The 15,133-nt window shown below is 54.5% G+C and carries 15 protein-coding genes; 5 read left to right on the top strand and 10 right to left on the bottom strand.

The features are described 5' to 3' along the window. Window positions 1-187: 187 nt before the first annotated feature. From ACEQ15_RS17225 to ACEQ15_RS17190, 8 genes are all read right to left on the bottom strand, one after another. Window positions 188-1,378, bottom strand: a complete 1,191-nt coding sequence (locus tag ACEQ15_RS17225; protein ID WP_370280485.1) for a HAMP domain-containing protein — start codon at window positions 1,376-1,378, stop codon at window positions 188-190. A 14-nt stretch (window positions 1,379-1,392) separates the two neighbouring features. Beyond that, window positions 1,393-2,034, bottom strand: a complete 642-nt coding sequence (locus tag ACEQ15_RS17220; RefSeq protein WP_370280484.1) for a hypothetical protein — start codon at window positions 2,032-2,034, stop codon at window positions 1,393-1,395. Between the two features lie 6 nt (window positions 2,035-2,040). After that, on the bottom strand, window positions 2,041-3,009 hold the full coding sequence (locus tag ACEQ15_RS17215; RefSeq protein ID WP_370280483.1) for an ATP/GTP-binding protein: 969 nt from the start codon (window positions 3,007-3,009) through the stop codon (window positions 2,041-2,043). Window positions 3,010-3,250: 241 nt separating this feature from the next. Continuing rightward, window positions 3,251-3,919, bottom strand: coding sequence for a hypothetical protein (locus ACEQ15_RS17210; protein WP_370280482.1), 669 nt, complete (start codon window positions 3,917-3,919; stop codon window positions 3,251-3,253). 3 nt (window positions 3,920-3,922) lie between these two features. Further along, window positions 3,923-4,894 (bottom strand): ATP/GTP-binding protein, encoded by a 972-nt coding sequence (locus tag ACEQ15_RS17205; RefSeq protein WP_370280481.1) that lies wholly within the window; start codon window positions 4,892-4,894, stop codon window positions 3,923-3,925. Between the two features lie 199 nt (window positions 4,895-5,093). Continuing rightward, window positions 5,094-5,522 (bottom strand): hypothetical protein, encoded by a 429-nt coding sequence (locus tag ACEQ15_RS17200; protein WP_370280480.1) that lies wholly within the window; start codon window positions 5,520-5,522, stop codon window positions 5,094-5,096. Window positions 5,523-5,551: 29 nt separating this feature from the next. Next, window positions 5,552-5,815, bottom strand: a complete 264-nt coding sequence (locus tag ACEQ15_RS17195) for a hypothetical protein (protein WP_370280479.1) — start codon at window positions 5,813-5,815, stop codon at window positions 5,552-5,554. After that, entirely contained in the window at window positions 5,812-6,414 is a 603-nt protein-coding gene (locus ACEQ15_RS17190) for a YjaG family protein (protein ID WP_370280478.1), read from the bottom strand. The genes ACEQ15_RS17195 and ACEQ15_RS17190 overlap by 4 nt, the downstream gene beginning before the upstream one ends. 169 nt (window positions 6,415-6,583) lie before the next feature. On the opposite strand from ACEQ15_RS17190, the gene ACEQ15_RS17185 reads away from it, so the two are divergent. Further along, window positions 6,584-7,141: a TRAP transporter small permease subunit gene (locus tag ACEQ15_RS17185; RefSeq protein WP_370280477.1), complete on the top strand. Its 558-nt coding sequence runs from the start codon at window positions 6,584-6,586 to the stop codon at window positions 7,139-7,141. Continuing rightward, on the top strand, window positions 7,138-8,517 hold the full coding sequence (locus ACEQ15_RS17180) for a TRAP transporter large permease subunit (RefSeq protein ID WP_370280476.1): 1,380 nt from the start codon (window positions 7,138-7,140) through the stop codon (window positions 8,515-8,517). Before ACEQ15_RS17185 ends, ACEQ15_RS17180 begins: the two co-directional genes overlap by 4 nt. Window positions 8,518-8,613: 96 nt before the next feature. On the opposite strand, the gene ACEQ15_RS17175 is transcribed toward ACEQ15_RS17180, so the two are convergent. Continuing rightward, the gene (locus ACEQ15_RS17175) at window positions 8,614-9,690 is read right to left on the bottom strand and encodes a TRAP transporter substrate-binding protein (RefSeq protein WP_370280475.1); all 1,077 of its coding nucleotides are present in this window, start codon (window positions 9,688-9,690) and stop codon (window positions 8,614-8,616) included. A gap of 236 nt (window positions 9,691-9,926) precedes the next feature. On the opposite strand from ACEQ15_RS17175, the gene ACEQ15_RS17170 reads away from it, so the two are divergent. Both ACEQ15_RS17170 and ACEQ15_RS17165 read left to right on the top strand, forming a co-directional pair. After that, window positions 9,927-10,826, top strand: coding sequence for a MurR/RpiR family transcriptional regulator (locus ACEQ15_RS17170; protein WP_370280474.1), 900 nt, complete (start codon window positions 9,927-9,929; stop codon window positions 10,824-10,826). A 343-nt stretch (window positions 10,827-11,169) separates the two neighbouring features. Next, a complete protein-coding gene (locus ACEQ15_RS17165) occupies window positions 11,170-11,370 on the top strand; it encodes a PA3496 family putative envelope integrity protein (protein ID WP_370280473.1) in 201 nt (66 codons plus the stop codon). Window positions 11,371-11,427: 57 nt separating this feature from the next. Here the strand turns inward: ACEQ15_RS17165 and ACEQ15_RS17160 are convergent, their stop codons facing one another. After that, window positions 11,428-12,918, bottom strand: a complete 1,491-nt coding sequence (locus tag ACEQ15_RS17160; RefSeq protein ID WP_370280472.1) for an FMN-binding glutamate synthase family protein — start codon at window positions 12,916-12,918, stop codon at window positions 11,428-11,430. A 368-nt stretch (window positions 12,919-13,286) separates the two neighbouring features. Between ACEQ15_RS17160 and ACEQ15_RS17155 the strand changes: the two genes are divergently transcribed. Then, window positions 13,287-15,032 (top strand): TnsD family Tn7-like transposition protein, encoded by a 1,746-nt coding sequence (locus tag ACEQ15_RS17155; RefSeq protein WP_370280471.1) that lies wholly within the window; start codon window positions 13,287-13,289, stop codon window positions 15,030-15,032. Window positions 15,033-15,133: the final 101 nt, after the last annotated feature.

The following is a 15,133-nucleotide window of genomic DNA, read 5'->3' as shown; positions in this document are numbered from 1 at the left end:
CGCAGAAGATGGTCCTGGGGCACCAGAGAGTCTAGCGTGACCATTTCCAATTCAAATTGCTGTGCGGCTTGTTCTTTTAACATCAGACCAATAAAACAAAGCTCCGGTAAAAATACCAGAGCTTTGTCAGCAGTCTGAGCCCGCGATTGCGGCCTTTTTTATTGATTGCGCAACAACGCGCAACAATTTAGCCAAGCTTCATCAGGATCTTCACTGACTCGCGCAGACGCTCAAACGCTTCCGCCAGGCGCTGGATCTCATCGTTGGAGGTGATGGTGATCGCGGTGTCCACCTCCCCCTTACTCAGCTTGTCGGCGGCTTGAGTCAGGTAGATCAGCGGGCTCGTTAGGGAGCGAGACAATGTTTTAGCGATAACAATTGCCAGCGCCACTGCCACAACCACAAAGATACCCAGTGCAATAACGAAGTTATCCAACAGTTTCAACACCACGGACTTCGGTGCAATCGCCACCAGGCGACCCATCACGTGTTGTTGCTGCTCGTCTGCGTACAACGGTGTTACAGCAACCAGGTCATCGCTCAGGTCGATCTGGGCGCTACCACTCACCGCCAGCACTTCACGCGCCAGCATCGGCCGATCCACAGGCATGGACTTGCCGTGGTTCAGGTCGCGGGCGCTGCCCCACTCCAGCTCAGCGTTGCTGTTCGCCAGGTAGTAACCGTGGTCATCCACCAGCGCAAACTGTACACCACCCGGGGTAGAAGCATCCTTGATCTGTTTGAGGAAGGCGTTGGCATCCACGTTCAGGATCAGCACACCCACCAGGCGGTTACCCACCGCGAAGATTGGGGTAGCAAAACGAATGGTTGGGCGGACCGGATCTTCCAGTTCGCCGTCTTCACGGTTCAGGTCGATCGGGGAGACGTAGGTCTGACCAAACTCCAGTTTGGCCGCTTCACGGAAGTAAACGCTGTTGCTCTTGTTACGCAGCTGGTCCGGCTGCAAAACGCGGCTGTAGCCCTGCTCTTCGTTGTGTTCGATACGGATCAGTTCCTGCCCGTCAGCAGCGATAAAACGCAGCTGGTTGTAGATGCGGCGGTTCTTGGCCAGGCTCAGGAAGTCACGCGCCAGGGCACGTCCGTTCACATCCAGCGTGTTCTGGTCCTTGATTACAAGAGCACGCCCGTACTGGAACATGGAGGCGGAATCACGCAGGTAACTCAGGTCACCCGGCACATGCTTCAGCACCCCAAACGCGGAGCCGGACAGCAGCTGAACTTGACGTTCCAGGTTGCTCACACTGGCGCTTTTCAGAGCGTCAGTGGTGGAGTAGTAGACGTAACCCGCCAGAACCAGCACCGGCAGCAGGGCCACCAGTATCAGGACACGTTCAACTTTCGACTTGATCGTTTTCACCGCGTTTCTCCGTTCTATCCTTTAGGCAGTGATGCGTTGGCACGGCGGAGGAACTCCGCTCGCTTCTGTTCGTTATCGATAAATTCAGCCAGACGGTCACACAGACCGGTCAGGGGCTCACCTGCCGCCTGCCAGCTGTTTTGAGCACGTCCGAATACCACGCGGGCTGCAGGCCCGATCTGCTCGGCCAGCAACAGCTTGAGTTTCTCCATATGCACATCCAGCTTTTCCGACGAAATGGCTTCAGGCGCTGCAGACACCGCCTCCTCGGCCGTCTTTTCAGCCACAGCTGCCTGCACCGGTTCGGTAGCCGCCACACTTTCGTTGAGTGTTGCCAGCAGCCTCGCCGTGGCGGAACGCACTGCAGTCTTGATCAACGCAAGGTTGATGTTTTTCTCTGCCAGAAGCGCGAGGATCGCACCATTTTCCAGGCGGTAGCCGATCAGCAGGTTATCTTCGAGTTCCACGTGGATTTCGCGATGGTTACGCTGCACCCCCTCAACGCCCATAAAGATCTGGGTCATCACCTTGGCGACGCCGGTGAGGTTGTCGTTGAGGATGCTCGGGAAAGTGGAGGCCTGCACCTGATCCTGATGAATCACACAGCCGTGCTGCACGCCGCCCAGGATCTCAAGATCTTTCAGTATGTTTTGCATCGCCTGTTATCCCCACTGCAGCAGATCATCGAGTTGCTGGCGCAAAATGCGGACGGAGGTGCGGTTGGACGATACAACGCCCAGTACCTGTTCCTCTTCCACGTACACCGACAGGTTCTCGCTGTTGTCGCTTTTCAGCACTACACTCTGTACCTGGCCCAAGTCGGATACCTGCTCAAAGACCGGCACGATGCCCGCCATAAAGCCGATAAAGTCATCCAGCTCGGTATCATCCAGTGACGAGGTCACGATATCGCCCATTGCGGTTGCCAGTGCCGCACCCTCTACGCCTTTGATGTTCAGGACGTCATCCACTATGGAATCTTTCATGACGATGTTCTCTCCAAGGTAATCGCTGACCTGAGCCGGTGCCTGCTCAACCGTGGGCAGGGTCCGCTCGGGCGCGTTGTCAGCATCGGCCAGCAACTGCGGCCAGTCCGCATCCACGCGGTCGCCGATAAAACGCTGCAGCAATGCCAGCATGTCGCTTTTGCGGCGCGCATCCAAAAAGACCACCTCTGCGGTGAGCCCCAGCTCTTCCACCCAGCTCTCGTACTGGGCCCGCTCGGGTTCGGCTCTCAGGTCAGAGCGGGTCACGCCGATGATCAGCTTCTTGCGTGCAATCAGGTTGGAAAACTCCTGCGCGTAATACTTCAGGTCCCGGAAGGGGGACGCCCGGGTGTTGTCGATCAACAGCACCAGGCCTGCGCAGTCTGCAGCCAGTTCATTGGTCAGCAGTTCCCACATAAAACGAAAACGCATCTGCCCGGGGGTGCCGTACAGATGGATTTTCTGGGTTTCGTTCAGATTCAGACATCCGTAATCCATCGCTACGGTGGTGGTCGCCTTACGCGCCGCCGTAACATCGGAAACCGCTTTGTCTGTGTTCAGGCTGGGTTTATCGCTGAGGACATTGATGGCCGTGGTTTTGCCTGCACCGACCGGTCCTGCAAAGATAAGTTTGAGTTCTGACATACGCCTGTGTAATTCCGCTTGCGGTCCGACACGGGGCATTCCGCTGCCCCGCGAATGAAAATCAAGAACGCAATGGAACCATCAGGATGTGACGTTTGTATGACGTACGGCCGGCACGCCGCTGTATGCCTGAAAAAAGGAGGTCATGGAGAAAAAGACTATAAATTACTGCAGTAAAAAGAAGGAGTTACCCAAGGCGTTGCTTGGGTTTAGGCATAAGATACGCGAAGAAACTAAGGTATCAGTTACGGTGAACCAGCTCGCGGGTTATCACTACGGACTCTTTCAGGAACTGCTCGCGCTGGTCGCCCGCCAGTTCCGCCGCCAGCAACTTGAGCAGCGCCGGTAGCTTGTACTTGTTCATGCCGTACTGGCGTTTCCACTCGTTGAGGATACGGTAGAAGCTGATCGCGCCGCTGGAACCCAGCAGGTCGACCATCTTGTCACACAACTTGTTCATCAGCTCACTCAGGGCCGCCGCGTCTTCCTGATCCTGCACGGCACCCGCCTGGATAAAACCGGTTTCCCCCACCGGGAACACCGGCTGCAGATCAGACGATGGCAGCTCCGCGGATTTGCTGAGGGAGTCGAGGATACGCTTTTTCACCGAGCGCACCGAAGTGGTCATCAGCGCCATGTTAACCCCTTTGCGGGTCAGCATCAGCAGCGTGCAGTCATCCGAAAGCCGGTAAGCCAGCAGCAGGTGGCGGTCCAGCTCCAGGTGTAGTTCGGCGTAGTTGTGGCCACAATCGTTAATACCCGAAAACAGCTGTGCCACCACACTCTGACTGCGGATCAGGTCCTGTTGCAGGTCTGCCGGACAGGTGGAGGCGATCAGGTTGCCCTGCCAGCTTACTCCACTGTGCTTAGCGCCACTGTAGGCTTCGAGATCATGCAGAATACTTAACACGCTTTACCCCCACTGCAGCAGATCATTCACCTGCTGACGGATCATGCGGGTCGATGTTTTTCGGCTGGACACCACGCCTAAGGCCATCCCTTCCCAAACAAACACTGACAGGTTGTTTTCATGACGGTCGCGGAACACCACGTTATTCACCTGTCCCAATGAGGAGTTTTCACCCTGGTCCTGTACGATGCCGGAAACCAGTGCGATAAAGTTCTCCAGCTGACTGCCCTCCAGTGAGGAGGTCACCAGGTCGCCGTTGGCGTCGGTGGCAGCCAGGCCTTGTACACCTTCGATGTTGAGCAGGCCGTTGACCACACTTTCCTTGATCACCACCTGCTCGCCCTGGTATTCGTCTATCTCCAGCTCGGCGCCGTTGCTGGTGAACTCCATGTCCTTCTGTTCAGCTTCGGCCAGACGCTTCAGCGTGGCCCATTCGGAGTAGTCACTCTGCCCTTCAAGGATCAGCTCCACCAGGCTAAGCAGGTCCGATTTGCGGCGGCCGTCGATAAAACACACCGCGGCCTCTTTACCCAGCTCCTTTAACAGGCCGTAGTATTCCTCCGTCGACGGGCGCGCCCGTAGGTCGGATCGGGTCACGGCAATGACCAGCCGTTTACCGTCGATGACGTTGGCAAATTCGCGGGCGTAGTATTTCAGATCGCGCATTGGGTAGTTGCGGGTGTTGTCGATCATCATCACCACACCAGCACAATCTTTGGCGATCTCTTCGGAGAGCAGCTCCCACATAAAGCGGAAACGGGCCTGTCCCGGGGTACCGTACAGATGGACGCGGGATTCTTCACTCAGGGTCAGGCGGCCATAGTCCATCGCCACGGTGGTGGTCTGCTTGCGACGCCCGGTCACGTCGGATACCTGCGCTTCGGTATCGAGGCAGTCGATATCACTGATCGAGCGGATGGCAGTGGTCTTACCTGAACCGACAGGTCCGATAAAGAGAACTTTATGATTTTCCATGCAGAATCTACTTCGCAAGCATGCTCTATTTCCCCACGGATGAAGCGCTAACACAGCGGTCATCCGCGGGCAGGCTCTGCTAGTTCGAACCTGAACCAGAGCGCCATATTCCCCAATTAATACTAGTCATTTGCGACTGATCGAGATACTACAGGAATATGGGTTAACTCGTGTTGAGAGAGGTCAGCTTGCCGTCAGATTACTGGCTACAGAACAGCTGCTGCTGGCGCATCAGCAAACGGCAGTTGTCGCCGCGGATATTGTTGTCCAGGCAGTAATCCTTGGCCCACTCTTTATCGTCTTCGGTTGGTTTCTCGCGGAACTCGGGTACACCGTCACAGAAACCTTCACTGATGGAGGCTTTGCTCAGGCAAGCCTTGAGGAATCGACCCGACGCCACGGTGCACTGGTAGCCCATGCAACCATCGAAGTCGGCCAGCGCCTGATCCAGGCACTGCTGTTGGTTGGCACGCGCGCCAAACTGCAGACCCGCTTCGGTACGTTCCTGCAGCACCCGGTTCTGCTCGGCATTAAAGTCATCTACCCAGCCGCTGTTATACATCCACACCAGCACCAGTCCACCGAGCACAACCAACGCCAGCAGCGCCATCCACAGTTTCTTTTTCATCGTGAAAATCCTTAGAGCTTTCCTTGGGCTTAGCGGGCGCGGGTGTACAGACCGGCCAGGCAGAAGAACAGACCGACTACAGAGAGCAGCATGCCGCCATTTACCAGCAGTGGGTTACGCACCATAAACGGGCTGAACGGGTGCTTTTTTGCCTGGTCGCAGACCGCATTGAGGTAGTCGTAGGAGCCCCCGGCGCTGAGACACTCCTTCACCACCGAGAGTTCATTGAGATAGAACGCCATCATGACCACACCGGGCACGATCAGCAGAAACAGTCCGATTCGCAGTATCATTCGCTGTCCGTGATCCCGATGTTGCTGAAGCCTTCGTTGTGCGCCAGCTCACGCAGTGCAGCGATCAGGTCTTTGTTGGGTTTCTTGCTGGATGTCACACGCTCCAGTACTTCCTCCTGAAACGCCTCTTCCTGCTCCATCATCTCGTGGGTGTTGATCAGGCGCACCACCTCTTCATCGGATAGCTGATCGTCCGCTTCGCTGATCTCGATAAAGCTGGCCACGCATTCACGGGACAGGTTGGCCACGTTGGCCGCCTCTTCCGGATCGGCTGCCAGGATGATGTTCAGCGTGGAGAACAGGGCCACCACGGCATCATTGGCAGGCAACGCACCGTACATGGAGAACTCTTCCAGGTCGGGAATGTTGGCTTCCACCTTGTCCAGCTGAACTTCGAAGTTCATCTTGGCACCGGTGTTACCCAGCTTGTCCCACACGCCGTTGAGGATCTGGCGCAACTGCTGGGCGTTGCCAAATTCAACCAGGCGCGAGAAAAGCGCAAAGTTTGGGAACATACGTTCACTCAAGGCTGCACTGAAGGCAACCAGCTGCCAGTCTTGCAGCTCCGCCAGCTGCGTTTTCATAGACTGATCGGACATAGTCTCTGCTCTCCACCGATAGGGACTGATTAGTTGCGCCTATTGTACGGTTTTTCCAGCAAATATCCGAATAAGATCAAGTTACGTGATACTACGAATGCCGCTAAATTGAGCAAAATTGTTATACTTCCGGGCTAACAATAAAAAGCTTCATAGGGTAATCAACCGTATGACCTCCTCTAACAACTCAGCTCTAAGCACTATTGTGCGTCTGATTGATGCAATCAGTGAGTGGTCTGGCCGGGCTATCTCCTGGTTGACCCTGGCCATGGTGCTGGCCACGTTTACCATCGTGGTAATGCGTTATCTGTTTAACGTGGGCAACGTTGCCCTGCAGGAATCTGTGATCTACATGCACAGTTTCGTATTCCTGCTAGGTGCGGCGTATACCCTGAAACACGACGGCCATGTGCGCGTCGATATCTTCTACCGCCCGATGAGTGAAAAGGGTAAGGCGATCATCAACCTGTTCGGCACGACCTGTCTGCTGATCCCGGTGGCGGCATTTATCTTTTATATCTCCTGGGAGTACGTGGCGACCTCCTGGGAACTGACCGAAGGTTCGCAGGAAGCCGGCGGTATCCCGCTGCGCTACATCCTGAAGACCAGCCTGTTGCTGATGCCAGCGATGATCATCCTGCAGGGCATCGGTGAAATCCTGCGCAGCATTCTGGTACTGACCGGCAAAGGACATCTGTTAGAGGAAGAGGAGGGCCACGCGCTATGATGGAGTTTCTGCCGCTGCTGTTGTTTATCGGCGCGATTGTTGTCCTGCTGCTGGGCTACTCGGTTGCCTTCTCCCTGGCGGGTACCGGCCTGCTGTTTGCCGCGATCGGCGCGTACACCGGTCACTTCGATGCCGTGTTCCTGGAGGCGATCCCCAACCGTCTGTTTGGCATCATGAACAACGAGGTACTGATCGCGGTACCGCTGTTTGTGTTCATGGGTGTGATGCTGGAGAAATCCAAGATCGCCGAAGAGTTGCTCGACACCATGGCGCTGCTGTTCGGCCCGATGCGTGGTGGTCTGGGTATCTCCGTGACCCTGGTAGGTATGCTGCTGGCAGCATCGACCGGTATCGTCGGTGCGACCGTGGTGACCATGGGTCTGCTCTCCCTGCCCACCATGCTACGCCGTGGTTACGATCCATCGATCGCCACCGGCACCATCTGTGCCTCCGGTACCCTGGGTCAGATCATTCCACCGTCCATCGTACTGGTCCTGCTGGGTGATGTGATCTCCTCCGCCTACCAGCAAGCACAGCTGGATCAGGGCATCTTCTCACCGGATACGGTTACCGTGGGCGACCTCTTCCTGGGTGCACTCATTCCGGGCCTGCTGCTGGTTGCCGCCTACGTGATGTACCTGGTGTTCAAGGCGATCACTAAACCTGATTCTGTTCCGGCGATCCCAGAAGAGGAACGTGCCGCGGTCGAGAACCTGACCGGTCGTGTGATGCACGCGCTGGTGCCACCGGTGCTGCTGGTTGCACTGGTACTGGGTTCCATCCTGGGTGGTCTGGCGACGCCAACTGAAGCAGCGTCTGTGGGCGCAGTAGGTGCCATTGTGCTGGCAGTCATGCGCAAGAGCTTCAGCCTGAGCGTGCTGCGCGAGGTGATGCGTTCCACCACCCAGGTGAGCTCCATGGTGTTTATCATCCTGGTGGGGGCGTCTATCTTCTCGCTGGTATTCCGTGGTTACGGCGGTGACGACATGGTACGTGACTTCCTGAACGACCTGCCGGGTGGTGTATTTGGCGCGATGCTGCTGGTGATGCTGGTCATTTTCCTGCTTGGCTTCTTCCTCGACTTTATCGAGATCACCTTCGTGGTGGTGCCAATCGTTGCCCCTATTCTGCTGAACATGGGTCTGGATCCGGTGTGGCTGGGTGTGATGCTGGCGCTGAACCTGCAGACCTCGTTCCTGACGCCGCCGTTTGGTTTCGCCCTCTTCTACCTGCGTGGCGTGGCCCCGGATAGCATCTCCACCATGCAGATCTACCGTGGTGTGGTGCCGTTTATCATCATCCAGCTGGCTGCCCTGGCATTGCTGGCTTACTGGCCAAGCCTGGCAACCTGGCTGCCGGAAGTGGTGTACGGCTAACGCCCTTTAACTGCAGCACCAGTCGGCTGCTGCAGTTTATCCGGACACAAAAAAAGCAGGCTAAAAAGCCTGCTTTTTTATTGCCTGCGAGGAAACTTACAGAGTACGTGCGTTCAGGTAAGCCTGCTCGGATACCGCGTGCCATGCAGTCGCCTGCTCGCGGAACTTGATGAAAGAGTCGTACACTTTCTGTGCCATCGGATCTTTCGCCGCTTCCTCTTTCACCACCTCGTCGGACAGTGCTTTCAGCTTGGTCAGAACCTCGTCCGGGAACTTACGCAGTTCCACACCGTGCTGGGATACCAGCTGATCCAGTGCACGGTTGTTCTTCGCTGTGAAGTCAGCCAGCATGTCCTGGTTCGCTACGCGGATTGCGTTGCGTACCGCAACCTGCAGGTCTTTCGGCAGTGCTTCGAACGCTTCTTTGTTGATGAAGCTTTCCAGGGTAGTGCCCGGCTCGTGCCATCCTGGGTAGTAGTAGTATTTGGCCGCCTTATACAGACCAAACGCCAGGTCGTTGTATGGACCCACCCACTCGGTTGCATCGATTGCACCGGACTGCAGTGCTGGGAAGATCTCACCACCCGGCAGCAGTACAGGGGTACCACCGGCACGTTTCAGTACTTCACCACCCAGACCCGGCATACGCATCTTCAGGCCTTCCAGGTCGGACAGGCTGTTGATCTCTTTGTTGAACCAACCACCCATCTGGACACCGGTGCTACCCGCTGCACCCGGTACCAGACCAAACTTCGCGTACAGCTCTTCCCACAGCTCCATACCGCCACCGTGGTACAACCAGCTGTTCATCTCCTGCGCGGTCAGACCAAACGGTACCGCTGCAAAGAACTGTGCCGCTACGCTTTTACCTTTCCAGTAGTAGGCTGCGCCGTGGCCCATCTCTGCAGTGCCGCGGGAAACCGCGTCAAAAATCTCCAGTGCGCCTACCAGTTCTTTAGCACCGTACACTTTTACCTGTACGCGGCCACCGGTCATCTCACCGATCAGTTTTGCCAGATAGTTGGCACCGGTACCCAGCCCTGGAAAGTTCTTTGGCCAGGTGGTGACCATTTTCCATTTGAATTCTGGTGCTGCCTGAGCTGCGCCGGATGCCAAAGCACCTGCTGCCAGCGTTGCTGCGCCGGCGCCTTGTATAAATTGACGACGTTTCACTAGCCTACTCCCTTAACATTATTTTTCTTCAACGGTTTGAAAAAATAGCACTGCCAGCGCTAGCCCGCAATTGACATGTGACAGCGATCCTTCTGCAATCCTCATCTGGTACCAGCGCAGAACCGCAAATTGTGTTACTAAATGACATGTAGAGCCCTTACACATCGTTATGGAGGGTCCCTAATGTACGTAAGCTTGTTATACTTTTGCCGTTTGTTGTTCCGTGGGGAAAAACGTTGAATTCCTTTAACCTGTTGAAGTCCATTGCCGATGCCCGCCCGAAGCTGCGTAAATCAGAGCAGAAGGTGGCCGACTTTGTGCTGGCACATCCCAATGACGTGATCCACATGCGTATCGTTGACCTGGCCTCCGAAGCCAATGTCAGCGAACCAACCGTGGTGCGTTTTTGCCGTGCGCTCAACTACGATGGCTTCCAGGATTTTAAGCTCACCCTGGCGCAGGGTGTGGCGACCAACCCCAACTTCGAGCAGTTTTCCCTCAACCGCACCGACACTGTCACCGAGTTCAAGACCAAGATCTTCGACTCGATGATCGGCAACCTGATGAATATCCGCGAGCAGCTGGATCCACAGATCCTGGAAGACGCGATTGCGGTATTGGCCAAGGCCTCCCGCGTTGAATTCTACGGTTTTGGCGCATCGGCGCCGGTCTGCACGGACGCCCAGCACAAGTTCCACCGTATGCAGATCAACGCCACCTCCTACTCCGATCCACATATGCAGACTATCTCCGCAGTCACCCTGAAAGAGGGCGATGTGGTGGTGGCGATCTCCCAGACCGGTCGCACCAAGGACCTGCTGCACACAGTGAAGCTGGTGAAAGAGACCGGCGCTACCGTCATCTCCCTCTGTCCGGGTGGTACACCGCTGGCGGATCTGGCCTCCATCGCCATTCCGATCGATCTGGAGGAAGATAAGGACCTCAGTACCCTGATGTCCTCACGTGTTGTGCATTTGGTGGTAATTGACGTCCTGGCGGTCGGCGTGGCGATGAAGCTGGGTCCGGGCCTGTTGGATCACCTGAAAACCATCAAACGCAGCCTGCGTTCCCTGCGCCAGAACGACAAACGTCCTCCGATCCGTCGCACCGATCGCAGCACGCTGGATCGCGAGTAAGACCGGATAAACAGGCGATCCAAAGTGGTCGCCTTCAACTTACCTACCCACCTCATACTAAGGTCTATCCACTTCTCTCAGGCTTTCATTTTTCTGCAATGGAGAGCCTTTAGCATCCCTCCTGTCTCGCAGATTGATTGATATTTGTTCATATCTGCGATAAAAGAAAAACCAAGGGATGACTGCTTCCGCTGATTTCCCCATACGCCAAGGGCGTATCTGCTTGGAACGGACCAGCGTTGTTATCCCTTTTTGTAGGCTATCTCAGTGAGATCCCCGGTCGTCCGGGTGGGCAACATATATCTGGCGATCTCCTGACTGTGATGATCTAGGAGCTAGAGTTATGCTGGTTAGAAAAGAGCAGGACCTCAATCAAATTCAGACGGAAGTCTTCGACCTGTTGGTCGGTTTCGATGAAGAAGAAAAAATAAGCCGTAAACGTGTCGCGTCAAGCCGCTCATTGCGAGCCCGTCGCGCCATCGAGCAGCACTTCGAAGAGAAAAAGCTGCACGACGAAATCTCCGAACTTTGGTACGACGAATAAGCCGCCATGAAAAAGCCAGCCCTGTTTCCAGAGCTGGCTTTTTTAGTTGTTAACCGCTCAGTATTCCGGATAGAGGATATTCAGCGGTACCGAGCGACTGCCTTCAACCACGATCGCCGCATGCTGACGGCGTAACTTGCGTGGCTCCGTCACACCACAGGAGTGTGCGATCATCTCGACCTCGTGCACCAGGTGGCTGTGGTAGTTGGCCACCCGCTCCGCTTTATCCTCCGGTACCAAGCCCCGATGCAGATCCGGATTATGGGTGGTGATGCCGGTTGGACAGGTATTCTTATTACACTGCAGCGCCTGGATACAGCCCAGCGCGAACATATAACCTCGTGCCGACACCACAAAGTCGGCCCCCATACAGATCGCACCCGCCACATCGGTTGGGTTGATCAGCTTACCTGACGCCACCACGCGGATACGTTCACGCAAATCATGAGCAACCAGCTTGTTGACCAGCATCGGTAAACTTTCACGCAGCGGCAGCCCCACACTGTCCATCAATGGCATCGGTGCGGCACCGGTACCGCCGTCGGAACTGTCGAGGGTAATAAAATCAGGTGCCGCCTCGATACCCCGCGCTTTAACCTTCTCGCAGAACTCGTCCAGCCAGGTAGCATCTCCTATCACCAGCTTGAAGCCACAGGGCTTGCCGGTGACTTCACGCACCCGCGCTACCATATCCAGCAGATCGTCCACACAGGCGATATCCGGATGACGGTTCGGACTTAATGACGCCTCCCCCACCGGGATGCCACGGATCGCTGCGATCTCGTCGTTTACTTTTTCCGCCGGCAGGATCCCCCCTTTGCCCGGCTTGGCACCCTGACTGAGTTTGATTTCAAACATCTTCACCTGCGGCAGTGCGGCTTTCTCACGCAACTTATCGTCATCCAGCAGGCCCTGGTCGTTACGTACCCCGTATTTGGCAGTACCGATCTGATACACGATGTCGCAATCGCCTTCCAGGTGATACGGCGATACACCGCCTTCACCGGTGTTCATCCAACAGCCAGCCTTACGGGCACCACGGGCCAACGCCAGGACAGCTGGCTTTGAGAGCGCGCCGTAGCTCATCCCAGAGATGTTAAAGAACGAAGGAGCATCGTAAGGCTGACGGCAGAACTGCCCGATACGCATCGGCTGAGTGGCGCTGGCGTCCTCTTTCAAGGTTGGGAACGGACAGCTGAGAAACAAATAGGTACCCGGTACACGCAGATCACGGCTGGAACCAAAGGCGATCATGTTGTCGACGTTCTTGGCCGCACGGTACACCCAGGAGCGTTGAGCACGGTTAAACGGCATCTCTTCGCGGTCCATGGCAAAGAAGTACTGGCGGAAAAACTCGCCGATATGCTCAAACAGATAACGGAAACGCCCAACCAATGGGTAGTTTCGCCGGATCGCTTGTTTGGTCTGGTGTTTGTCGACCTGGTAGATCACCACTGCGGTGATCAGGCCACCGACAACCAGTAACAGCATCAACGCACCGGTAAAAGCGATAAAGTTGATGGCAAAATTGGTAACCGTTTCGTTCATGACACCTCCCCACTGGGAACCGGCTGTTCCCTGGCCCTGCGGCTCTTTTCATTGTTGTTTTGGCAGTGTAACCGATGACGGCTGACGGGCGCATCAGCTAGCCACTGACACGGATCAGCAGCGCAATGATTGCATGACCAGATGATTTATCCCTGAAAAAAATAGCGGCCGAAGCCGCTATTTCTGAATCACCTATGTGTTGAGCAACAATACATTTTGACACAAGGAATGTATAATTATCAGATAGTTACAGGTAAGTCTGTTAACACTAGTTAGGCTATATATTTTGACACAACACCTCTTCATAGCCAGTAAACACATCAAATAGACAACAATATAATTTGACACAACTGGTTTCGCTCCTCTCGATGAACCACCAACTGCCTTTTTTCCCCCACTCATTGCCCGATGAGTCTCTTATCTCTCGCGTGTCTCGCTACCACATCCTCTCCGGTAACAAGACAATTAACGGTACCTTCGATGAGTTATTCGGCAAGAAACCTTTCTCACTCGAGCAGGTTGTCCCGGTGGGAATCGATGTCCTAGCCCAACGATTACCAGGTGAACAAAGAAGTTCTCTGAAAGCACTATTGTTGGAGAACACCCTGTTTCCAATATTCTTGCCATTCCTTGCTCCCAATAGACCTTCAAACTTTGCGACGGATTCATCAGAAATAGTCAGCCATATCCCGCGCCGAGTAGTAGGCATGCATGGTGAAGCCCACCTATGTATCGACTGTGTCGCTGAAGACCGAAAGGAACATGGAGTTCCCTATTTGCATCGCTCTCACCAAATTCCTGGGGTCTCAGTGTGTTGGAAACATCAAACGCCACTACTAAGTAGCTGTCCGCTTTGCAGCTGTCCTTTCTTATTTCCGAAGAAGCTGCTGGGTATGCCTTGGTTACCATGCCGTTGCAGTTGGCAACCTACCGTCAGCTCCTCTTTACTCCAGAGCAACGATGAAAAGGCATACCAATACGCAGTTTTCGCTCATGACCTCCTTAAACAAAACCTAAGTCCTATTTCTCCAGCGCTTCTGTTTTCTATTTATAAGAAGCAAGCACGCCAATTAGGATTCAGTAGAGGAAAGGGGATAGCTGCTGAAGAGCTTCAGAACGCTGTTATCGATCATTATGGTGAGGCGTTCATAAAAGATACTGATACTGCATATGCATCCGCACGTAGAAAAAACTGGTTGCGGCTGACTTCCTACCAGTCAGCTCTGGATACACCAATCACTCGCCATATCCTTCTGGGCCTCTTTCTATTCGAGTCTGTAGAGCGATTTACACAGCAAATACTTAAAGAAGAGGTCCAACTAAAGTTAGAAACACGTTCAAGACACCAAGAGACAAATAGCGCTTTTCGAGACACTAAGCTCAGTTCTCACCAAAGAGAACATCACCGTAAAAAAGTGCTCAATTTAAAACAGCGACGCCCGACGGCCACCATCCAAGAGATATGGAAGCAAGCCTTCAAATCAATGTCTTGGCTTTATGATAATGATCGCGTTTGGCTACAAAAGTACGGCCTACAGCCGAAATCAATAACAACTCATAAAACTGTTAGCCCTTCTATCGACGACGAGCTATTGGCTGCACAAGTCGACGATTTTGCCAAAAACTATTTTTCAAACGATTCGGGGAAACCACACCGGTTGACCGTTGGTCGCCTACTCGAGTGTCTCGGAAAAAAACTATGCCCCTCTTCCGACTATCGGAAGCGGTTCCCGTTAACCTTTGATCGTATCGATTACCACACTGAATCACCATGGCACTTCCGAGCCCGACGTATCCTATGGGCTATTGGTGAACTGCAGAGCTTTGGCGAATCAATATCAACTTCGAACATAGAAATGATTTCCGGTGTCAATTTCCATTGGATCAATGATATCGTCGACTACTGTGAGTGGAATTATGCGTCTCTCGCCCGGCAATCGATAAACATCCCAAGCTTCCTTTTAAGGTCGGGAATTCCTCACAATTGGCCTGGCCCTAGGCGTCCAGACAGCCGAATGAACGGCGGCCGACGCCATATCAGTCAAGCAAAGATAGAACCGAAATCTTATCTGGATTTCATTCTTAATTCAGAGACGAGCAAGCCTCATAGCTGAGCAGCGGCCTGTAGCCTGTAGAATGATGCCTGCCTGGTGCAACTTTTGACTACCTAACGCGGTTTGAAGAAGAATCACGGGGCATTCCGGAATAGAGCTGG

The sequence above is a fragment of the Pontibacterium sp. genome (genome assembly GCF_964228735.1).
Lineage (GTDB): Bacteria > Pseudomonadota > Gammaproteobacteria > Pseudomonadales > Balneatricaceae > Pontibacterium.
This window is presented reverse-complemented; position numbering and strand designations above follow the sequence as displayed.